Annotated in this window: 18 protein-coding genes and 1 riboswitch; of the genes, 12 read left to right on the top strand and 6 right to left on the bottom strand. The window is 64.6% G+C overall.

The window, feature by feature from the left end:
- Positions 1-14 precede the first annotated feature (14 nt).
- Positions 15-2,666: an excinuclease ABC subunit UvrA gene (locus LOY37_RS10700; RefSeq protein WP_258716839.1), complete on the top strand. Its 2,652-nt coding sequence runs from the start codon at positions 15-17 to the stop codon at positions 2,664-2,666.
- Positions 2,667-2,724: 58 nt separating this feature from the next.
- Positions 2,725-4,167 (top strand): SulP family inorganic anion transporter, encoded by a 1,443-nt coding sequence (locus LOY37_RS10695; RefSeq protein ID WP_258716838.1) that lies wholly within the window; start codon positions 2,725-2,727, stop codon positions 4,165-4,167.
- 6 nt (positions 4,168-4,173) lie between these two features.
- Here the strand turns inward: LOY37_RS10695 and LOY37_RS10690 are convergent, their stop codons facing one another.
- The gene (locus tag LOY37_RS10690; protein ID WP_258716837.1) at positions 4,174-5,025 is read right to left on the bottom strand and encodes a CAP domain-containing protein; all 852 of its coding nucleotides are present in this window, start codon (positions 5,023-5,025) and stop codon (positions 4,174-4,176) included.
- 134 nt (positions 5,026-5,159) lie between these two features.
- Between LOY37_RS10690 and LOY37_RS10685 the strand changes: the two genes are divergently transcribed.
- The gene (locus tag LOY37_RS10685; RefSeq protein WP_258716836.1) at positions 5,160-5,774 is read left to right on the top strand and encodes a cell wall hydrolase; all 615 of its coding nucleotides are present in this window, start codon (positions 5,160-5,162) and stop codon (positions 5,772-5,774) included.
- Between the two features lies 1 nt (position 5,775).
- Here the strand turns inward: LOY37_RS10685 and LOY37_RS10680 are convergent, their stop codons facing one another.
- Together LOY37_RS10680 and LOY37_RS10675 are read right to left on the bottom strand one after the other, a co-directional pair.
- Positions 5,776-6,471, bottom strand: a complete 696-nt coding sequence (locus LOY37_RS10680) for a DUF1963 domain-containing protein (protein ID WP_258716835.1) — start codon at positions 6,469-6,471, stop codon at positions 5,776-5,778.
- A gap of 97 nt (positions 6,472-6,568) precedes the next feature.
- On the bottom strand, positions 6,569-7,159 hold the full coding sequence (locus LOY37_RS10675) for a TetR/AcrR family transcriptional regulator (protein WP_258716834.1): 591 nt from the start codon (positions 7,157-7,159) through the stop codon (positions 6,569-6,571).
- Positions 7,160-7,248: 89 nt separating this feature from the next.
- On the opposite strand from LOY37_RS10675, the gene LOY37_RS10670 reads away from it, so the two are divergent.
- Positions 7,249-7,848, top strand: coding sequence for an NAD(P)H-dependent oxidoreductase (locus tag LOY37_RS10670; RefSeq protein WP_258716833.1), 600 nt, complete (start codon positions 7,249-7,251; stop codon positions 7,846-7,848).
- Positions 7,849-7,854: 6 nt separating this feature from the next.
- Here LOY37_RS10670 and LOY37_RS10665 read toward each other — a convergent pair whose 3' ends face one another.
- A complete protein-coding gene (locus LOY37_RS10665; protein WP_258716832.1) occupies positions 7,855-8,364 on the bottom strand; it encodes an Rrf2 family transcriptional regulator in 510 nt (169 codons plus the stop codon).
- 192 nt (positions 8,365-8,556) lie between these two features.
- On the opposite strand from LOY37_RS10665, the gene LOY37_RS10660 reads away from it, so the two are divergent.
- The gene (locus LOY37_RS10660; protein ID WP_258716831.1) at positions 8,557-9,762 is read left to right on the top strand and encodes an NAD(P)/FAD-dependent oxidoreductase; all 1,206 of its coding nucleotides are present in this window, start codon (positions 8,557-8,559) and stop codon (positions 9,760-9,762) included.
- A 5-nt stretch (positions 9,763-9,767) separates the two neighbouring features.
- Here the strand turns inward: LOY37_RS10660 and LOY37_RS10655 are convergent, their stop codons facing one another.
- Complete coding sequence (locus tag LOY37_RS10655) at positions 9,768-10,661, bottom strand: GNAT family N-acetyltransferase (RefSeq protein WP_258716830.1); 894 nt, start codon at positions 10,659-10,661, stop codon at positions 9,768-9,770.
- 164 nt (positions 10,662-10,825) lie between these two features.
- Here LOY37_RS10655 and LOY37_RS10650 point away from each other — a divergent pair, with 164 nt between their 5' ends.
- The 3 genes from LOY37_RS10650 (at position 10,826) to LOY37_RS10640 (ending at position 14,849) form a co-directional block, all read left to right on the top strand.
- Positions 10,826-11,332, top strand: coding sequence for a sigma-70 family RNA polymerase sigma factor (locus tag LOY37_RS10650; RefSeq protein WP_045201262.1), 507 nt, complete (start codon positions 10,826-10,828; stop codon positions 11,330-11,332).
- Complete coding sequence (locus tag LOY37_RS10645; protein WP_093384414.1) at positions 11,329-12,312, top strand: FecR domain-containing protein; 984 nt, start codon at positions 11,329-11,331, stop codon at positions 12,310-12,312. Before LOY37_RS10650 ends, LOY37_RS10645 begins: the two co-directional genes overlap by 4 nt.
- Before the next feature lie 86 nt (positions 12,313-12,398).
- Entirely contained in the window at positions 12,399-14,849 is a 2,451-nt protein-coding gene (locus LOY37_RS10640; RefSeq protein WP_093384417.1) for a TonB-dependent receptor, read from the top strand.
- Positions 14,850-14,939: 90 nt separating this feature from the next.
- Here LOY37_RS10640 and thpR read toward each other — a convergent pair whose 3' ends face one another.
- Positions 14,940-15,479: an RNA 2',3'-cyclic phosphodiesterase gene (thpR, locus tag LOY37_RS10635; RefSeq protein ID WP_258716829.1), complete on the bottom strand. Its 540-nt coding sequence runs from the start codon at positions 15,477-15,479 to the stop codon at positions 14,940-14,942.
- A 245-nt stretch (positions 15,480-15,724) separates the two neighbouring features.
- On the opposite strand from thpR, the gene lpxO reads away from it, so the two are divergent.
- The 4 genes from lpxO (at position 15,725) to LOY37_RS10615 (ending at position 20,317) form a co-directional block, all read left to right on the top strand.
- Positions 15,725-16,624 carry a lipid A hydroxylase LpxO gene (gene lpxO / locus LOY37_RS10630; RefSeq protein ID WP_045201333.1) on the top strand — a complete coding sequence of 300 codons (900 nt, stop codon included), beginning with the start codon at positions 15,725-15,727 and terminating at the stop codon, positions 16,622-16,624.
- Positions 16,625-16,789: 165 nt separating this feature from the next.
- Positions 16,790-17,134, top strand: a complete 345-nt coding sequence (locus tag LOY37_RS10625; protein WP_045201258.1) for a carboxymuconolactone decarboxylase family protein — start codon at positions 16,790-16,792, stop codon at positions 17,132-17,134.
- Between the two features lie 92 nt (positions 17,135-17,226).
- Positions 17,227-17,784: a GNAT family N-acetyltransferase gene (locus LOY37_RS10620; RefSeq protein WP_258716828.1), complete on the top strand. Its 558-nt coding sequence runs from the start codon at positions 17,227-17,229 to the stop codon at positions 17,782-17,784.
- Between the two features lie 76 nt (positions 17,785-17,860).
- Positions 17,861-18,067: riboswitch (cobalamin riboswitch) on the top strand.
- Positions 18,068-18,175: 108 nt separating this feature from the next.
- Positions 18,176-20,317, top strand: a complete 2,142-nt coding sequence (locus tag LOY37_RS10615; RefSeq protein WP_258716827.1) for a TonB-dependent siderophore receptor — start codon at positions 18,176-18,178, stop codon at positions 20,315-20,317.
- Positions 20,318-20,341 lie beyond the last annotated feature (24 nt).

Raw genomic sequence — 20,341 nt, 5'->3', positions numbered from 1 at the left:
GGAAGAATATCGTCATGTGTGCAAAACCAGTAGTCAGTGCCAACCCCGCCGGTTGTGTGCGGGTGCGCGGCGCCCGTGAGCACAACCTGAAGAATGTCGACGTCGACATTCCCCGCGATGCGCTGGTGGTGTTCACCGGGGTGTCGGGCTCGGGCAAGTCGTCGCTGGCGTTCTCCACCTTGTATGCCGAAGCCCAGCGCCGCTATTTCGAATCGGTGGCGCCCTACGCGCGGCGCTTGATCGATCAGGTCGGGGTGCCGGCAGTGGATTCCATCGAAGGCCTGCCGCCGGCGGTGGCCCTGCAGCAGCAACGCGGCACGCCCAGCGCGCGCTCGTCGGTCGGCAGCGTCACCACCCTGTCGAGCCTGATCCGTATGCTCTACTCGCGCGCCGGCAGCTACCCGGCCGAGCAGCCGATGCTGTTCGCCGAAGACTTCTCGGCCAATACCCCGCAAGGCGCCTGCGCCGAATGCCATGGCCTGGGCCGGGTGTTCGATGTCAGCGAGGCGTCGATGGTGCCCGACCCGTCGCTGAGCATCCGCGAACGGGCGGTGGCGTCCTGGCCCATGGCCTGGCAGGGGCAGAACCTGCGCGACATCCTCGTGACCCTCGGCTATGACGTCGACATCCCCTGGCGCGACCTGCCCCAGGCGCAACGCGACTGGATCCTCTTCACCGAAGAAACCCCGACCGTGCCGGTGTACGCCGGCCTGACCCCGGCGCAAACCCGCCAGGCGCTCAAGCGCAAACTCGAACCCAGCTACCAGGGCACCTTCAGCGGTGCCCGGCGCTATGTGCTGCACACCTTCACCCATTCGCAAAGCGCGCTGATGCGCAAGCGCGTGTCCGCCTTCATGCGCGCCAGCCCCTGCCCGGCCTGCGCCGGCAAGCGTCTGAAAGCCGAGGCGCTGACGGTGACCTTTGCCGGCAAGGACATTACTGAGCTGTCGCGCCTGCCACTGCTTGACCTGGCCGAACTGCTCAAGACCGTCGCCAATACCGATTACCTCAAGCAGCCTGAAGAAGCCGGCGCTGTGCTGAGCCACGCGCAAACCCGCCAGGCCCGCGAGCAACGCGCCGCCCGCGGCGACAACCCCCATGAAGGCGGTGCGGATGTGCGCCACACGCCCAACCTGTCGGTGGAAAAACGCCTGGCCGCGCAGCGCATCGCCGCCGAGTTGCTGGAGCGCATCAGCACCCTGATCGACCTGGGCCTGGGTTACCTGGACCTGGAACGCAGCACACCGACCTTGTCGTCGGGCGAGCTGCAACGCCTGCGCCTGGCCACCCAGCTCAACTCGCAGCTGTTCGGGGTGATCTACGTGCTCGACGAGCCCTCGGCCGGGCTGCATCCGGCCGATAGCGAAGCGCTGTTCACGGCCTTGCAGCGGCTCAAGCAGGCGGGCAACTCGGTGTATGTGGTCGAGCATGACCTGGACACCATGCGCCGCGCCGACTGGCTGGTGGACGTCGGCCCGGACGCCGGCGAGCACGGCGGCCAGGTGCTGTACAGCGGCCCGCCGGCAGGCCTGGCCAAGGTCGATGCCTCGCGCACCCGCACTTACCTGTTCAACGAAAATCCCCCCCAGGTTCGCCCGCCGCGCACGCCCCAGGCATGGCTGCAACTTGAAGGCGTCACCCGCAACAACCTCGAGCAACTGGCGGTGGCCTTCCCGCTCGGCTGCTTCAGCGCGGTCACCGGGATTTCCGGCTCAGGCAAATCGAGCCTGGTCAGCCAGGCGCTGCTCGACCTGCTCGGCGAGCACCTGGGCCAGGCCCGCAGCCAGGAGGACGTCGCAGAACAGAGCCTGGAAGACCAACCCGAACAAACCAGCGACGGCTGGATCAGCGCCGGCCTTGAGCATATCCGCCGCCTGGTGCCGGTGGACCAGAAGCCCATCGGCCGCACGCCGCGCTCGAACCTGGCGACCTACACCGGCCTGTTCGATCACGTGCGCAAGCTGTTTGCGGCAACCCCCGATGCGCAGGCGCAAGGTTTCGATGCCGGGCAGTTCTCGTTCAACGTCGCCAAGGGCCGCTGCGAGACCTGCGAAGGCGAAGGCTTTGTCAGCGTCGAGCTATTGTTCATGCCCAGTGTCTATGCGCCCTGCCCGACCTGCCATGGCGACCGCTACAACCCCCAGACCCTGGCCATCACCTGGCAAGACTTGAACATCGCCCAGGTACTGCAACTGACCGTCGACCAGGCCAGCCAGCGCTTTGCCCAGCAGCCCGCGATCAGCCGCGCCCTGGGGGTGCTGCAGGACATCGGCCTGGGTTATTTGCGCCTGGGCCAGCCGGCCACCGAGCTGTCGGGCGGCGAAGCCCAGCGCATCAAGCTGGCCACCGAGCTGCAACGCCTGGCCCGCGGCGCCACCCTCTACGTGCTGGACGAACCCACCACCGGCCTGCACCCGCAGGACATCGACCGCTTGCTGGTGCAACTGCAGCGCCTGGTCGAGGCCGGGCACACGGTGATCGTGGTCGAGCACGACATGCGCGTGGTGGCACAGAGCGACTGGGTGATCGATATCGGCCCCGGGGCCGGTAGCGCCGGCGGCAAGGTGGTGGTCAGCGGGCCGCCAGCGCAGGTGGCGGCGTGCAAGGACAGCCACACGGCGGGATTCCTCGCCAGGGCGCTGGCTTGCGATCGGCAAATTACGTAGCATCCTGCGCTTTTTGCCCCGGCAGCACCCCGCTGCCGGGCCGCTCTTCAGGTAGGTCATGAGAACAACCCCGCTACGCGCCGATGTCCTGGCAGGACTCACCACAGCCTTCGCCCTGGTGCCCGAGTGCATCGCCTTCGCCCTGGTGGCGCACCTCAACCCGTTGATGGGCCTGTATGGCGCCTTCATCATCTGCACCCTGACCGCCCTGCTCGGCGGGCGCCCGGGGATGATTTCCGGCGCGGCCGGGTCCATGGCCGTGGTCATCGTCGCCCTGGTGGTCACCCACGGCGTGCAGTACCTGCTGGCGACGGTGCTGCTCGGCGGGCTGATCATGATCGCCTTCGGCCTGCTGCGCCTGGGCAAACTGGTGCGCATGGTGCCGTATTCGGTGATGCTCGGCTTCGTCAACGGCCTGGCGATCATCATTGCCCTGGCCCAGCTTGAGCACTTCAAGGCCGATGGCGCCTGGCTCAGCGGTGCACCGCTGTACCTGATGCTGGGGCTGGTGGCGCTGACCATGGCGATTGTCTACCTGTTGCCGCGCCTGACCCGCAGCGTGCCGCCGGCGTTGATCGCCATTCTCGGCGTCGGTGCCGGCGTCTACCTGCTCGACCTGCCGACCCGCACCCTCGGCGATCTTGCCCACATCGCCGGCGGCCTGCCGGCCTGGCGCTGGCCGCAGGTGCCGTGGAACCTCGAGACTCTGCAGGTCATCGCCCCTTATGCGCTGCTCATGGCCCTGGTCGGCCTGCTGGAAACCCTGCTGACCCTGAACCTCACCGATGAAATCACCGAGACCCGCGGCCACCCCGACCGCGAATGCGTAGCCCTGGGCGTGGCCAACATGACCAGCGGGCTGTTCGGCGGCATGGGCGGTTGCGCGATGATCGGCCAGACCGCCATCAACCTGAGTTCCGGCGGCCGAGGGCGGCTGTCGGGGGTGGTCGCCGGGGTGATGATCCTGATGTTCGTGCTGTTCCTCTCGCCGCTGATCGAGCGCATTCCGCTGGCAGCGCTGGTCGGGGTGATGTTCGTGGTGGCCCAGCAGACCTTTTCGTGGGCGTCGTTGCGGGTGCTGCACAAGGTGCCGGTCAACGATGTGCTGGCGATCATCGCCGTGACCCTGGTCACGGTGTTTACCGACCTTGCCACTGCGGTGCTGTGCGGCATCGTCATCGCCGCGCTCAATTTTGCCTGGCAACAGGCCCGTGAGCTGTATGCCGACAGCCACGACGAAAGCGACGGCAGCAAGCTGTACAAGGTCCACGGCACGCTGTTCTTCGCCTCGACCACGCCGTTCCTCAACCAGTTCGACCCGGCCAATGACCCGGCCCAGGTGACCCTCGACTGCCGTCACCTGAACGTTGTCGACTACTCGGCGATCGCCGCGCTCAAGACCCTGCGCGAGCGCTATAGCAACAACGGCAAGCACCTGCGCGTGGTGCACCTGTCCGAACGCTGCAAGCAATTGCTCAAGCGCGCCGGGCTTGAGCACTAGGGCGGTTTACGGCGCGCCGAACATCGCTGTCCAGTAGATCCCGGCGTCGCTTTTGGGGTCGACCGCGTAAGCTGCGCCCAGCTCGCTGAACTGCGGGTTCATCAGGTTGGCGCAGTGGCCCGGGCTGGCCAGCCAGCCATCGACCACCTTGCGCGGGGTGTCCTGGCCGGCGGCGATGTTCTCGCCGACCTTCTGGCCGGCATACCCGGCAAGCTCGGCGCGATCCCCCGGAGTGCGACCGTCGCGGTCCTTGTGATCGAAGAAGTTGTTGTTGGCCATGGCCCGCGTGTGGCTTTCGGCGGCGCCGGCCAGGGTAGTGTTCCAGGCCAGCGCCGTGGTCGCATCGAACGCTTGGCCGCCGCACTGGCGGGCCTGGCTACGCGCGGTGTTGATCATCTCCAGGACCTTCTGCCCTTCGGCCTGCCAGTCGCCCAGGCGCCCGGCCAGCAGCGGCCGCGCCAGCACGATGCGCCAGTCGCGGCCCTCGCGGCTGACGCCGACATCAACGAACTGCGGGTCGAGTACCACCTGGCAGAAGCTTTCGCGCACCGCCTGCATCGCCGCCTGCGGATCGCGCGGCCCGGACAGGCTGATGGCCTGGACGTTGACCATCGGGTAGCTGTTTTGCGCCAAAGCCTCGCGCAGGTCGCCCATGCTGTTGGCCGGCAGCATCAGGCGCGGGTCGCTGGCCAGCGGCGGCAGCTCCATCGACCCCTGGCCTGCGCAACGCTGGGCCTGGCTGCGGTAGGCGTTGATCGACTCGATCAGCTGCGACTCGTCGCTGGCCTGGGCGGTCACGCTAAACGCCAGGCCCAGCGACAACAACGCCAGCGGTGCAACAGGTGAAGTGACGCGCATGGAAATCTCCCTTGAACGGACTGCGTAGATGATGCCCGAAGTTGCCCGTCGTCTGACAGCGGGAATGTTTTGAGCGCGGCGCGGTCGACCCTGTAACGGGAAGTTCTACTCCCAGGCCAATCAAAGGTTCGAGCATGCGCCTGCTAACACTTGCAACTTGCCTGGTACTGACGTTTTCCAGCGCCCTGACATTGGCGGCCGACTCCAAGGCCCAGGTGGCCGAAGAAAAAGCACAGGTGCTGGAACAAAAAGCTGCCAGCAACCCCGATGCCCCACCCGCGCCCAAATCCCAAGCCATCACCAAGACCGAAGTCCAGGCCGTCGACCCGGCTGGTGCAGCCGCGCTGGATGATGCCATCACCTGCCTGGCGCGCAGCATCTACTGGGAGTCCAAGGGCGGCGAATCAGCCGACATGGAGGCGGTGGCCAATGTGGTGATGAACCGGGTTGGCCACGCGGGCTTTCCCGATTCGGTCTGCGGCGTGGTCAAGCAGGGCTCGGAGACCGGCGCCTGCCAGTTCTCCTGGTGGTGCGATGGCCGCTCGGACGCTGTTCAGGAAGAGGTGCGCTACACCCTGGCCAAGGAAATCGCACGCAAGGCGCTTAACAAACAACTGCCGGATCGCACCGGTGGCGCCCTGTACTTTCACGACCGCCATGTGCGCCCCGACTGGTCGAAGACCTTTGCCCGAACAGCCGAGACCAGCGAGTTTCTGTTCTACAAGCCGCGCAACGGCGAGTCGCACTAGCTCAATAGAAGTCGTAGTAGATCGTCCACTCGCCGCTGTCGCGGTGCTTGAAGAACATCAGGCTGCCGCTGTCGATCACGTTGAGGTTGATCTTGGCATCGGATGAGACCTGGAAGACGAACTCAAAGCCGTCGCCCGGGTCCACGCCCGCCTGACAGAACGACGGATAGCCGCCAATCTTGTGCTCGTAGGCGTGGGTGATGACCTCGTAGTAGCACTCGATATCCCCTGCCTGTTCGAGCTTGACGATCTCGGTGACCCATTCATCCGGCACACCGCCGCCGTCCCACAGCGGATAGTCCTCGGCGAGTTTTTCAGCGCGCAGCGGGAAGGCCTTGAGAAAGGAGTTGGCGACCGGCAGGTCCTTGCGCACCAGCTCGTCGTCGGCGCGGTATTCGCGGATCAGCCAGTTGTTGCCCATGGGCTCGAATTCATCCGGGAACGGGTAACCGACGAACAGGGTGAGAACGCGGATGTCCTTGAGCAGCGGGCTGCTGAACGGCAGGCTGGGCAGGTGGAACTGGGCCACGGGCAACAGGGGCTCGCCAGCGGCGTTGGTCGGTACGCCTTCGTCGGGGCCGTAGAGGAACACCCGGCCGAGCCAGCTTTCTTCATCGCTGTCGGTCGGGCGAAAGCCGCCGGCAAAAAAGCGCGTGGCGGGTTTGGCCAGGCGTTGTTTGATTTCTTGAATGTCCATATTTCTCGTCCGCTTAATAAGGCCCTATCGCGGGTCAAGCCCGCTCCTACAGGGGGGGTGAGCAGCCTGTGGGAGCGGGCTTGTCCCGCGATGTATTTTAACTGCGCACAACCATCGCCTTGATGGTCTCGAACAACTCCTGCTGCGCCTGCTCCGCCGTAATCTCACCGTTCGCCGCAGAATGAGACAACGCCTCCGCCGCGCCGATCATCGCCCGCAATCCGGCCACGGCAATCGCGCCGCTGGCACTGAACGGCGCCAGCAGCGCCCGGCATTTTTCCATGAACACTGCCTCGTACTCGCGCTTGATCTGTTCAAGCTCTGGCGAGCTGGCCAGCGCAGCAATCACTCCGGGTATCTCCCGGCCCTGGGTCAACACGCAGTCGACGTAGCAATTGGCAAGCACTGCAGCGCTGCTCTCAAGCGTCGGCTCGCACGCGGCCAGGGCGGCGTCCATCACCGCAGTCTGGCGCTCGTCATAACACTGGTACAACGCCGCCAGCAAGCCTGAGCGGGTACCAAAATGGTCATACACCACCGGCTTTGTAACCCCGGCCAATTCCGCCAGTCGGCCCAGGGTCAGCGCCTCGGTACCCTCTTCGCGGACCAGGCGCCAAGCCACCTCCAGCAGTTGTTGCTGACGGTCTTCGCGCGACAGACGCCGACGAGGTTGCGGATCGCTTGACATACTTACCTACCAAAAGTAACTTACCAAAGGTAACTTGTGCTCAGCTTACAAGTTTCACCCTTTCCCCGCAATCCGCAGGAGCCCTTGCCATGCACGCGCTTGTTGTTGTCGCTCATCATGACCCGCAGTCACTCACCCACAGCCTGGCCGCCAAGGTGGTCGAAGGCTTGGCACAAAACGGCCATAGCGCCGAGCTCGCCGACCTGTTCGCCGAAGGTTTCAACCCGGTGTTCGCCGCCGCTGACCACGCGGTTCATCACCGCACCGCAGCACCTGGCGCCGATGTGCTGGCCGAGCAGGCGCGCATCGACCGCAGCGATGCGCTGGTGCTGGTGTTTCCGGTGTATTGGTGGTCGATGCCGGCGCTGCTCAAAGGCTGGATCGACCGGGTATTCAGCAATGGCTGGGCGTTCGATTTCAGCACCGAGGCGCCGATGGTAAAAATGCTGGGCCGCTTGAACGTGCACCTGGTGGGCATTGGCGGCGCCGATGCCGCAACCTTCAGCAAGCATGGCTACGGGCAGGCGATGAAGACCCAGATCGATCACGGCATCTTCGATTATTGCGGCGCCCGCGTGGTGAGCTCGACCCTGCTGCTGGAATCGGAAAGCGCCGACCCCGGCGCCCACCTGCAGCGCATGTTCGAGCACGGCCGCAGATTGTTCGCCGAGGTCGCCGAGCCCGCCTGAAGCGCCTTACTTGCTGTCGCGGCGCTCGTTGATCCACCTCACTACCTGGGTGGAAAACTCCGCCGGCGCCTTGCGCCCCAGGCGCCGCGACAGGTCGAGGATAGTCTGCTGGGCCAGGGCTTCTTCCATGCGTTTTTGCGCGGTGAGCATCACCGCGTGAATGGCGCAGGTGCCATCGATGGCCCAGGCCGGCGGCGCGCCGTCGAACAGCGTGCAGCGGTCACGCACGTCGCGACAATCAAAGATCGCCTTGTGCCCGTCGATGGCCGTGACGATATCCAGCACGGTGATTTCATCCGCCGGCCGGGCCAGCCGGAAACCACCCCGCACACCCTCGGTGGCCACCACCAGCCTGGCCTTGGCCAGCTTGGTAAAGACCTTGGCCAGGTATTCATGGGGCACCCCTTGCAGCTCGGCCAGGTCACGCACACTGGCTTCACGGCTTTCGCCCAGGTCGTCGACCAGAAACAGCAGGCAGTGCAAGCCGTACTCGACGCCGGCGCTATACAGGGACATGACCATCTCCGACTTGATTTGTCGCCAATACTAGCAGTTCATCCTGACCACCAGCAAATCCAAGACTTAACGCATAGGCATTAAGAAAATGCTTGCACCATTTAACTACGACCAATACAGTCGTAGTTATCCGGTGCGGGCAACAACACCCTGCGTCCGGCAAACAACAGCCCTTTTTTCTCGGAGCAGAACATGAAACAGCACATCCTGATCATCGGCGCCGGCTTCGGCGGTATGTGGAGCGCCCTCAGCGCCAGCCGCCTGCTGGACCAGCACGGGCGCAACGATGTCACTGTCAGCGTGCTCGCACCGCAAGCCGAACTGCGCATCCGCCCGCGCTTCTACGAAACCGCTGTGCAGCAGTTGAAAGCGCCGCTGGCCGAGCTGTTTGCCGCGGTGGGGGTGAACTTCATCCAGGGCGCGGTGGACCAGATCGATGTGGCCGAAAAGCGCGTCGGCTACCGCGACGGCCAGGGCCGTCCGCAGGTGCTGGGCTACGATCGGCTGGTCATGGCCAGCGGCAGCGGCGTGTTCCGCCCAGCGCTGGCCGGGCTTGAGCAGTACGCCTTCGACGTCGACCAGATCGAATCGGCCAGCCGCCTGGAGCAGCACATCGAAGCCCTGGCCCAGCGGCCTGCGTCAAAGGCGCGCAATACCGTGGTAGTGGCCGGCGGCGGCTTCACCGGCATCGAGACCGCCACCGAAATGCCCGCCCGCCTGCGTGCGGTGCTCGGCGAAGATGCCCAGGTGCAGGTGATCATCGTCGATCGCGGCAACAAGATCGGCGCCGCCCTCGGCGAAGGCATCAGCCCGGCAATCATCGAAGCCTGCACGGCGCTGGGGGTGGAGTGGCGCCTGAATGCCTCGGTGGCTGGCGTCGATGCCGATGGCGTGACCCTCGCCGATGGCCAGCGCATCGAGGCCGCCACCGTGGTCTGGACCGTCGGCGTGCGCGCCAGCGCCCTCACCGCACAAGTCCCGGGGCAACGCGATGGCCATGGCCGCCTGCATGTCGATGACAACCTCAAGGTCATTGGCCAAGAGCATGTATTCGCCACCGGTGACGTCGCCTACGCCGCCACCGACGACCTGGGCAACCACGCCTTGATGACCTGCCAGCACGCCATCGCCCTGGGCCGCCACTCGGGCAACAACGTCGCCGCCGACCTGCTTGGCGTCGAGCCGACGCCGTACCGCCAGCCCAAGTACGTCACCTGCCTGGACCTGGGGGCCTGGGGCGCGGTGTACACCGAGGGTTGGGAGCGTGAGGTGAAGCTGATCAAGGACGAAGCCAAAGCCCTCAAGCAGCAGATCAACTCGGTGTGGATCTACCCGCCCGCGGCCGATCGGGCGGTTGCCCTGGCGGCGGCCGATCCGCTGATTCCGGTTGTGGCCTGAACGGCTCAGGCGTGTGACAGCAACGGGAACATCAGCCGGGCGTCTTCGATGAATTGGCCGGCCTGGCCGAGCACGAACAGACTGTCATCCGACACCAGCGGCTGCGCCTCGAAGCCGCTGCTATCCAGCGGCGCAAACCCCAGCACCACCCGGGTGGTCTGGGGTGTGCTCAGTTCTGCAATCAGTGCCTGCAGGTCGAGCGCACGCCTTGCGAACACCTCATAGAGCGTCATCACCCCGTCGACGATTTCCATCACCACATAGGCCTGCAGCGCTGGCGAGTAGTGAACGCAGTCTTTGAAAAACGACGTGCAATAGAACATCGTCTGGTCAGGGTTGCTGCGCATCGCCAGGCGTGCAACGGGCACGGCACTGTCAACCGCGCTGATGAAGCGCTGGCGCTCGAGCAGGTCGTCCATGTCGACCCGGTGGAAGCTGCAAGGCCTGTCCGCTGGGGTTAGCGCCGCGCTATATTCATGTTCGAGCACCCGCGCAAAACCGAATTTCGGGTAGTAGTCCAGCACCGTGTCGTTGGCAAACAGGTAGATCAGTTCGCACTGGCCCTGCCATCTGTCCAGCACCCGTTCCAGCAACACGCGGCTCAGGCCCTGGCCGCGATACTCCGGTGCGACCATCACCGTGCCCAACTGGATGCCACGCCTGGGTTCGCCGAGCACATCAAAATGCATCAGGTTGACCGAGATGTTGGCCACGATGCGCCCGTCATGGGCCAACGCCCACGGCTGGTAGCCTTCGCCCCAATAGCCGTCCTGGTACCACTGTTCGAAATCAAATTCGAAGCTCTGGTGGGTCAAGGCGTTGAAGCTGGCGCGCAGCCGGGTATCGTCCTTGAAGTTTTCCAGCAGGCTGAACTGCTGGCCTGCGATCGACAGGTCCATGCGCATTTCTCTTGGTTTTTGTCTGGCCGCTACCCTATTACTGCGGCCAGGAACAATCTGTAGGTAAATTGTAAAGCGGGCCGGACGCGGGTGATTGCACCTTGCCTCTCCGCACAGGTAAGATTGAGAACGATTCACACTCACATCTTCGGGAACGCCAACCGGTGCCAACCTCTTCCACCCGCAAGCTGGGCTTTTTTTTCAGCGACCATCACCGGTGGCTCCTGCAGCATATCCATAAGCGCCTGCGCAACCGCGCCGACGCCGAAGACACCGCCGCCGAGACCTTCTGCCAGATGCTCGCCGCCCAGGTCGACCCGGCCAGCATCCAGCAGCCGCGCGCCTACCTGTCGACCATCGCCCGCCGGCTGATCTTCGACCGCCATCGTCGGCGCCAGCTGGAGCTGGCCTACCTGGAACGCTTGTCGGCGCTGCCCGAGCCCCTGGCGCCCTCCCCCGAAGAGCAACTGCTGCTGATCGAGGCGCTGGTGAGCATCGACCAGGTGCTCGACGGCCTGCCGATGATCGTCAAGGCCACCTTCCTCTACAGCCAGCTCGACGGCATGAGCTACGTCGATATCGCGCGCAAGCTCGACATCTCCGAGCGCACGGTCAGCCGCTACATGAAGCAAGCCCTGAGCCAGTGCTACCTCAGCGAGCTGGCGCCATGAGCCAGCGCCGCCTCGAGCCCAGCGCCGAAGCCGCTATCGACTGGATGGTGCGCCTGAGTTCGGGCAACACCGACGCCCAGGTGCACAGCGAGTTCAGCCAGTGGCTGGGCAGCGACCCGGCCCACGCCCAGGCTTGGGCGCGCTTGCAGGAGCGTCTGGGTGGCGCCTGCCAGACGGTGCGCAACTTCGAGCGGCGTGCCCCAGGCCAGGCCGGTGAGGCGCGCCAATTGCTGCTGCAAACCAACGGCTCGCGGCGCGAGCTGCTGCGTGCCTTCGTCGGTATCGGTGTGCTCGGCGGCGGCCTGTGGCTGGGCGCGCGCAGTGAGGTCGGCCAAGAGCTGCTGGCCGATTTGCGCACCGCCAAGGGCGAGCGCCGCGACTTTACCCTGGCCGATGGCAGCCGCCTGAGCCTGAATGCCGGCAGCGCCGTCGACCTGCAGTTTGATGGCCAGCAGCGCTTGGTGATACTGCGCCGTGGCGAGCTGATCATCCAGGTCGCCGCCGACCCGCTGCGCCCCTTGCGGGTGCGCAGCGCTCAGGGCGAAATGCGCGCGCTGGGCACGCGCTTTCTGGTCAGCCAGCAAGCCCAGGCCACGCGCCTGGTGGTGCTTGAGCACTCAGTGCGCGCGCGGCTGTTCAACGGCAGCGAGCTGGACGTGCAGGAAGGCCAGGCCGCGCTGCTCGGCGGCGAACGCATCGAAGCCCTGGGCAACGGCGAGCGCCAGCGCGCCGACTGGCTCAGTGGGCGCCTGAACGTGCTGGATGACTCCCTCGAGTCGGTGGTCGAGGCGCTGCGCCCTTACTACCGTGGCTTTGTCCGGGTCGAACCCGAGGTGCGCGGGCTGCGCGTGCAAGGGGTGTTCCCGCTGGACGAACCGCAACGGGCCTTCGCCGCACTGGCTGAAACCCTGCCGCTCAAGGTCGATCACTACAGCCCGTGGCTGACGTTGATTGGGGCGAAAACCCCGGCGCAAAAATAATTTATGCAAATCACTCGTATTTGTGTCCGGTTTTCATTTCTCATTGAACCTATCTCCTGACACGCCAACATAATCAGGAGAATTCCGTGCTCAACCCTTGGTCCCACGCCCTTCCTGTCGCCGTGGCCCTGGCCACGCTGGCCAGCGCCGCCCAGGCCCAGGAACAGGCCCTGAGCTTCAACCTGCCCGCCGCCGCCCTGGCCAGCACCGTCAATGCCATCGCCAGCCAGAGCGGGCGCATCGTGTCCCTGGACCCGGCGCTGGTACAAGGCAAGCAGGCACCGGCGATCGTCGGCCGGATGAGCGCCGTGCAGGCCATGCAAAAGGCCCTGGCCGGCAGCGGCCTGCAGTTGCTGGTCACCGAACAGGGCAACTTCAGCGTGCTGCCGAGCATCGACGCCGGCAACGCCCTGGAGCTGGGTGCGACCAATATCAACGGTATCGGCAGCGGTCTGGACCCAGCCACCACCGAGGGCACCGGCTCCTATGCGGCGCGGGCCACGACCATTGGCAAGGGCAGCCATACCCTGCGGGAAATCCCTCAGTCGGTCACGGTCATGACCCGCCAGCAGATGGACGACCAGAACATCGTCGACCTCAAGGACGCGGTCAACCAGACCACCGGCCTGGTCGGCCTGCAAGGCGTGGGCCCGGGCCTGATCATTACCTCGCGCGGTTTTCAGATCGACGACTGGCAATACGACGGCGTGGCGATCCCGCGCAACAACTATTCGCTGGGCAACTGGGCGACCCAGGACCTGATCTTCTTCGACCGCATGGAAGTGCTGCGCGGCTCCTCCGGCCTGCTGCAAGGCACCGGCAGCCCGGGCGGCGCCGTCAACCTGGTGCGCAAGCGCGGCCAGGCTGCGCCCACCGTGACCGTCACCGGCAAGGCCGGCAGCTGGGACCACTACGGCCTGCAACTGGACGCCGGCGGCCCGTTGAACGATGCCGGCACCGTGCGCGGGCGCTTCGTTGCCGACGAGGACCAGAGCGATTCGTTCGTCGACTACGAATGGAGCAAGACCCACTCGCTGTACGGCGCGCTGGACTTTGACCTGAACGAGGCCACCACCCTGGGCCTGGCGATCAGCCAGTCCAATGCCGAGTCGCGGCCGATGCTGCGCGGCCTGCCGCGCTATGTCGATGGCAGCGGTCTGGATGTATCGCGCTCGACCTTCACCGGCTCGCGCTGGAACCACCTGGAGATCGACGTCACCACCCTGTACGCCGACCTCGAGCACCGCTTCAACGACGACTGGAAATTCCACGTTGGCGCCATTCGCATGAGCGAGACCAACAAGTCGACCCACCAGCGGGTACAAAGCACCGGCGACGGCATCAACCTTGACGGCAGCGGCCTCACCTATGCCGACTGGATCACCGATTTCGACTCCACCAAGGTCGGTGTCGACATGAACCTGGTGGGCAAGTTCGACGCCTTCAACTTCGAGCAGGAACTGACCCTGGGCGGCAACTACTCGAAACTGACCACCGATGACCGCTTTGCCCGCGCCTTCAATCCCACCAGCGACAGCATCTTCGGTATCGACCATCATCGCCCGGAAATCAGCACCGAAAGCCTGCTGGCACAACGCACCGGGCGGGGCCTGACCGGCGCCTACGACATTCGCCAGAAAGGCCTGTATGGCGCCTGGCGGGTCAAGCTGGCAGAGCCGTTGACCCTGGTACTCGGTTCGCGGGTCAGCTGGTTCGACTACCGCTATGATTCGAGCGACTACTTTGGCGGCACCGGTGTCGTCTCTGTCAACCCGACCAGCACCATGACCGAAAGCGGCGAGGTTACCCCGTACGCCGGCATCATCTACGACCTCAGCCGCGAATGGTCGCTGTATGCCAGCTACACCGATGTCTTCGTACCCCAGACCGAACGTGCAGTCGGCGGCGCGGCGCTCAAGCCGATCATTGGCAGCAACTATGAAATGGGCATCAAGGGCGAACTGCTCGATGGCCGCGTCAACACCTCGCTGGCAGTGTTCCGCTACGACCAGGAAAACCGCGCGATCACCGACGTTGCCTCAGGCTTTGCCTGCGATGACTGGTATTGCTCCACCGCCGCCGGCAAGGTGCGCAGCCAGGGTATCGAAGCCGAAGTCAGCGGCGAAGTGCTCAGCGGCCTGCAGCTGTTTGCCGGCTACACCTACAACACCACCACCTACCTCGACGACCCGGACAACAAGGGCAAGGTGTTCAGCACCTGGACGCCCAAGCACATGTTGCGCATGTGGGGTAACTACCAGCTGCCGGGTGACTGGAGCAAGGCCAGCGCCGGTCTGGGCTTTACCGCGCAAACCCATACCCTGGGCTACGAGCACACCTACGACGTGCCCGGCTACGCCGTGTGGAACGCGCGTCTGGCGTACCAGCTGACGCCGGAAGTGGGCCTGGCGCTGAACGCCAACAACCTGTTCGACAAGCACTACTACATCGCTGCCTACAACCAGCTCAACGGCAACAACAACTTCGGCGACCCGCGCAACTTCACCTTCAGCGTGAAGTACACGCCGCAGTTCTAGGTTGTCAGTGCTGGCCCTATCGCGGGTCAAGCCCGCTCCTACAGGTTTGAGGTGATCTGTGTGGGAGCGGGCATCAATCAGGCAACAGCGCTACAACGGCCACTGCGCCAGCGGCCAGTACTGCCCCTTGCGCGATTCGAACAAGCTGAAGTGCCGCGCGCGCAGGATAAATTCTGCCGGCACCAGCGCTTCGGGCTCACTGCCACGGTAGTCGCGGGCCAGTGTCAGGTGCGGGCGGTAGTCCCGTGGGTCCTCGGTAAAACCCAGCGCCAGCATCGCCTGCTGCAGGGCATAGGCCAGCTGGCGCAACGCCGCCGGCGTCTGACTGGGCACCAGCACCAGCGCCTTGGTCGGGCGCCACACCTGCAATCGGTCGAGCACCACTGTCAGGGATTCGCCCGCCACCTTCACGCCCGCTGCGCCGGCCAGAATCGCCGGTAACTGCGCAGTGCCCGCCGCACCGACGAACATCAACGTCAGGTGAAAGTTCGCCGACGGCACCGGTCGTGCGCTTTTCAGTTCCAGCTCGCTGCGCCAACGGGCAATCGCCCGGCGCTGTTGCGGTGCGCAGTCGAGGGCAAAAAACAGCCGCTTGAACGGTTCACCGGTATCGCCATTGCCTGGGTCCATACCTCGTCATCCTGTGCGTTTTGGGACTGTTGAGACTCTACCGCCAGTTACGCCATGGCGGCGAGGACTGGAATTCTCACGAACTTATCTGCGCTAGCCACCCGCTGAATCGTTCACGCAAACACTTGCGCCTAGCACTATGGTCGGACACATAACCGGTAACAATTACTACAAACCGTGATCACGATTGTTTATGCTGGCCGGCTTATGCCATGGCGCATCGCCACATCGACAAGTATCCGCCCATGAAAATCTTCTTCGTTTTACTGTTTGTTTTCTCGATTGCCTACGTTCATTTCAGAGGCAAAGTCAGGCACAAAGTCACCCGCCAGCTGGGTGATCACTCAAGCTTCCTGGCCCCGGTCAACGTCTTTCTGTACCTGTTCTCCAAGCTGCCGGCCAAACCGTACCTGCCGGTCGAGTCGTTCCCCGAGCTCAAGCCGTTGCAGGACAACTGGCAGGAAATTCGCGCCGAAGCCCAGCAACTGCTGCACGTCGGCGAAATCAAGAGTTCGCAGAACTACGACGACGTCGGCTTCAACTCGTTCTTCAAAAGCGGCTGGAAGCGCTTCTACCTGAAGTGGTACGGCGAGAGCCACCCGTCGGCAATGAAGCTGTGCCCGCGCACCACCGAGCTGCTGCAGGGCATCGGCACGGTCAAGGCGGCGATGTTCGCCACCCTGCCGCCGGGCTCCAAGCTGGTGCGCCACCGCGACCCCTATGCCGGTTCGTACCGCTACCACCTGGGCCTGGATACGCCCAATGACGACGGCTGCTACATCTGTGTCGATGGCCAGAACTACGCCTGGCGCGATGGTGAAGGGGTGATTTTCGACGAGACCTACATCCACTACGCCTCGAACCAGACCGAGCACAACCGCATCATCCTCTTCTGCGACGTCGAGCGCCCGCTCAAGTACCGCTGGGCCACGGCGTTCAACCGCTGGTTCAGCAAGAACGTGATGGCAGCCGCGGCGGCGCCGAACGATGCCGGCGACAAAACCGGCGGCATCAACCGCCTGTTCACCCGCATCTACAAAATCCGCGAACGTGGCAAGGCCCTGAAAAAACGCAACCGCACCCGCTACTACCTGGAAAAATGGGCAGTGGTGGCGGCCTTGGTGCTGGTGTTCATCTACATCTGATTCAGACCGCTGTCGCTGGCAAGCCAGCTCCTTGTAGGAGCGGGCTTGCCCCGCGATGCCCCCCTCCCAAAGTCCTGCCTTTCCCCGACCATCGACCAACGGCGCCCCGCCGGCAAAAAAACTAGCTTCACTGTTCTAGTTGCCAACCACACCAAGGTGAAGACAATGAGCATGATGGACTGGGATGCCTACCGTAAGCAGTTGATGGCCGGCATCGGCGATCTCAAGCAACTCTCTCCCGACACGGTCAACGGCTACATGACCGCCAGCGGCGCCGGGGCCAAGACCAACCACCTGGATGCCAAGACCCGCGAGCTGATCTCGCTGGCCGTGGCGGTCACTACCCGCTGCGACGGCTGCATCGCCGTGCATTCGGCCCAGGCGGTCAAGCACGGCGCGAGCCGCGAGGAAATCGCCGAAGCCCTGGGCGTGGCCGTGGCCATGAACGCCGGGGCGGCGCTGGTGTACTCGGCGCGGGCACTGGATGCCGTGGGCAAGGCCGGGCAGTAAGGCCAACCCTGAGTGCGCGGCCTGCGCCGCGCCTCACCCACTTCCTGGCGTTTTCGCATAAGCTAGCGGGCGAACCGTTTCCAGGACACCCCATGATCCACATCCGCCCCATGACCGCCGCTGACTTCGAGCTCTTCTGGCCGACCTTCCAGGCCATTGTCAGCGCCCGCGAAACCTATGCCTTCGACCCGGCGATGAGCCAGGAGCAAGCCCGCCAGCTGTGGCTCGACGCACCGTTGCAGACCCTGGTGGCCGAAGAAGATGGCGTGCTGCTCGGATCCTATTACCTCAAGGCCAATGCCGCGGGCCCCGGCAACCATGTCAGCAATTGCGGCTACATGGTCTGCGACGCAGCCCGTGGCCGCGGCGTGGCGCGCTTGATGTGCGAACACTCGCAGCGCCTGGCGCGGCAACTGGGTTTCCTGGCCATGCAGTTCAACTCGGTGGTGTCCAGCAACGAGGTGGCGGTGGCCTTGTGGCAGAAGCTCGGCTTTGCCATCGTCGGGCGCTTGCCCAACGCCTACCGGCATGCGCGCCTGGGGCTGGTGGACAGCCTGGTGATGTACAAGTGGCTTGAGGAGCCGAAGCAGCCAATGCTGATCGGGCGCAAGAATATCGAGGCGGTGGTGTCGCGCAAGCGCGGGCGTTGAATCGATAGTGGCGAAACTCTGGCGAACTGATCTGCTCATTTGCCCAAGCCGTTGACTGCAAAGGTTTTCGGTGTTCAGATGCGCGCCAGTTTCAGGTGTCCTGCGCCGCCGTGCGCAGGGTGAAACGGGAAGCCGGTGCGTCATGCAAATGACTAGTCCGGCGCTGCCCCCGCAACGGTAAGCGAGCGAAGCCTTCGAAACACCACTGTGCCTTGGCATGGGAAGGTGAAGGCCTTCATGACCCTCGCAAGCCCGGAGACCGGCCTGAAGCTTCTGTTTGGCAACCCCGCGGTGGGCGGGCGCAGGCCGGTTGGCGTCCGCCTGCGCGTGCGCCATGCCTCCATGCGTTGTTCCCTCCGGGATTCATTCTTCCTGTTGACTGTGGAACGACATGTCCCGTACTTCCAAGCTTCACACCCTGGCGGCCAATGCCCTGGCCCCCTGCCTGGCCTTCTCTGCGCCAGCTTTCGCCGATGACCCCAGCCCCTCTGCGCTGGCCCTGCCCTCGACGGCCATCACCAGCAGCAGCGACAACGAATCCGTCAGCCTGGCCACCCCGCTGCCCGCCGGCTCGCGCCTGAACCTCAGCGCCATGGACACCCCGGCCAGCACCAGCAGCCTGGGCAGCGAGGCCATCGACGGGCGCAACAACCTCACCGTGCAGGATGCCGTAACGCGCTCGCCGGGCATCACCTCGGTGGCCACCCCGGGCAACGGCAACACGGCGCTGTCGGCCCGCGGCTTCAGTGGCCACGGTTCGGTGATGACCCTGTTCGACGGCGCGCGGATGTACACCGGCGCCGGCACCCAGAGCTTTCCGGTCGACCCGTGGATGATCGAGCGCATCGACGTGATCCGCGGCCCGGCCTCGGTGCTGTACGGCGAAGGCGCCACGGGTGCGGTGATCAACGTGATCCCGAAAAAGCCCTTTGCCGGCGAGATCCGCAACCACCTGCGCCTGGGCTACGGCTCTTACGACCGCCAGCAACTGGGCCTGGACAGCGGCGGTTCGCTGAGCGAGCGGCTGAGCTACCGGGTGACCCTCAACCGCCAGCAAAGCAACGGCTGGATCGACCGTGGCGACTCGAAGAACCTGGCCATGAGCGCCGCCCTGCGCTTCGACGCCAGCGACGACCTGAGCTTCACCCTGGCCCACGAGCGCGGCGACGCCGACCCGATGAACTACTTCGGCACGCCGCTGATCGACGGCCACTACCGCGACAGCCTGAGTAAGAAGAACTACAACCTCAAGGATTCGGCCCAGCACTACCACGACGAGTGGACGCGATTTAACACCGACTGGAGCATCAGCGACTCGATCAGCGCCAGCAACCAGCTCTACTACCTCAAAAGCCGCCGGCACTGGCGCAACGCCGAGGACTACAGCTGGAACAGCGGCGTCGGCCAGCTTGAGCGCGGCAGCTACCTGGAGATCAAGCACGACCAGGAACAGCTCGGCGATCGCCAGAGCTTCACCTTCGACCACTCGCTGTTTGGCCTGGCCAGCAAGACCGTGGTCGGCGCCGAGTACAACCGCATTCGTTTCGGCATCGACAGCAACTCGCCGTACAACGACATCGGCGGCGATTTCATCGACCCGTGGCAGCCGGCGCCGGGCTACTTCCACAGCGCCAGCCCGACCCGCGCGCAAACCGACAGCACCACCCGCACCTTCGCCCTGTTCGCCGAGAACCGCACCCAGTTGTCGGAGCGCTGGTCGCTGGTCACCGGCATTCGTCGCGACCAGAACCACATTGACCGCAACAACCTGGTCAACGACACCCGCAGCGACCGCAGCCTCAATGGCGGTAACTGGCGCGCCGGCCTGGTGTTCGCGGTGAATGAGCAACTGAGCCTGTACGGCCAGTACTCCACCAGCGAGGATGGCGTCAGCGACCTGGTGACCCTGAGCCCGACCCAGCAGCAGTTCGACCTGACCGAAGCCAAGCAGACCGAGTTCGGCCTCAAGCAGCTGTTCTGGGATGGCCGAGGCGAGTGGACCCTGGCGGCTTATCACATCGTCAAGAAGAAGCTGTTGGTCGACAACCCCGACACCCACCAGAAAGAACAGGCCGGCCAGCAGACCTCCAATGGCCTGGAAGCGACCCTGGAACTGGCCCTGGCCAACCAGTGGCATGTTTCGGCCAACGCCTCGGTGGTACGCGCCAAATACGACGACTTCGACCAGGTAGTGAGCGGCCAGAGCGTTTCCCGCGCCGGCAACCGCCCAAGCAACGTGCCACGGCGCACCGCCAACCTGTGGGTCAGCAAGGGCTTTGGCGACGACGTCGATGCCGGCCTGGGCCTGCGTTATGTCGATGAGCGCTATGCCAACACCGCCAACTCCCAGAGCGTGCCGGGCTTTACCGTGGTCGATGCCAACCTGGGCTGGCAGGTACTGCCGGATGTGCGCCTGGGCTTGCAGTTGAATAACCTGCTGGACCGGCGTTATGCGGCCACCGCGCATAGCGGCGAGCAGTGGTTGATGGGGCAGCCGCGGTCGTATTTTGCGACGCTGGATTACACGTTCTGAGGTGAGGCCATCGCGGGTCAAGCC

Origin of the sequence: Pseudomonas sp. B21-012, assembly GCF_024749305.1 — a bacterium.
Classification (GTDB): Bacteria; Pseudomonadota; Gammaproteobacteria; order Pseudomonadales; family Pseudomonadaceae; genus Aquipseudomonas.
This window is presented reverse-complemented; position numbering and strand designations above follow the sequence as displayed.

Excerpts from the sequence above, each read along its gene's own strand:
- LOY37_RS10680 (WP_258716835.1), bottom strand. The coding sequence starts at position 6,471 with ATGGACATTCAAGAAATCAAACAACGCCTGGCCAAACCCGCCACGCGC.
- LOY37_RS10655 (WP_258716830.1), bottom strand. The coding sequence starts at position 10,661 with ATGGACCTGTCGATCGCAGGCCAGCAGTTCAGCCTGCTGGAAAACTTC.
- LOY37_RS10670 (WP_258716833.1), top strand. The coding sequence starts at position 7,249 with ATGCACGCGCTTGTTGTTGTCGCTCATCATGACCCGCAGTCACTCACC.
- thpR (WP_258716829.1), bottom strand. The coding sequence starts at position 15,479 with ATGGACCCAGGCAATGGCGATACCGGTGAACCGTTCAAGCGGCTGTTT.
- LOY37_RS10700 (WP_258716839.1), top strand. The coding sequence starts at position 15 with ATGTGTGCAAAACCAGTAGTCAGTGCCAACCCCGCCGGTTGTGTGCGG.
- LOY37_RS10665 (WP_258716832.1), bottom strand. The coding sequence starts at position 8,364 with ATGTCCCTGTATAGCGCCGGCGTCGAGTACGGCTTGCACTGCCTGCTG.
- lpxO (WP_045201333.1), top strand. The coding sequence starts at position 15,725 with ATGAAAATCTTCTTCGTTTTACTGTTTGTTTTCTCGATTGCCTACGTT.
- LOY37_RS10625 (WP_045201258.1), top strand. The coding sequence starts at position 16,790 with ATGAGCATGATGGACTGGGATGCCTACCGTAAGCAGTTGATGGCCGGC.
- LOY37_RS10690 (WP_258716837.1), bottom strand. The coding sequence starts at position 5,025 with ATGCGCGTCACTTCACCTGTTGCACCGCTGGCGTTGTTGTCGCTGGGC.
- LOY37_RS10645 (WP_093384414.1), top strand. The coding sequence starts at position 11,329 with ATGAGCCAGCGCCGCCTCGAGCCCAGCGCCGAAGCCGCTATCGACTGG.
- LOY37_RS10615 (WP_258716827.1), top strand. The coding sequence starts at position 18,176 with ATGTCCCGTACTTCCAAGCTTCACACCCTGGCGGCCAATGCCCTGGCC.
- LOY37_RS10620 (WP_258716828.1), top strand. The coding sequence starts at position 17,227 with ATGATCCACATCCGCCCCATGACCGCCGCTGACTTCGAGCTCTTCTGG.
- LOY37_RS10685 (WP_258716836.1), top strand. The coding sequence starts at position 5,160 with ATGCGCCTGCTAACACTTGCAACTTGCCTGGTACTGACGTTTTCCAGC.
- LOY37_RS10660 (WP_258716831.1), top strand. The coding sequence starts at position 8,557 with ATGAAACAGCACATCCTGATCATCGGCGCCGGCTTCGGCGGTATGTGG.
- LOY37_RS10675 (WP_258716834.1), bottom strand. The coding sequence starts at position 7,159 with ATGTCAAGCGATCCGCAACCTCGTCGGCGTCTGTCGCGCGAAGACCGT.
- LOY37_RS10695 (WP_258716838.1), top strand. The coding sequence starts at position 2,725 with ATGAGAACAACCCCGCTACGCGCCGATGTCCTGGCAGGACTCACCACA.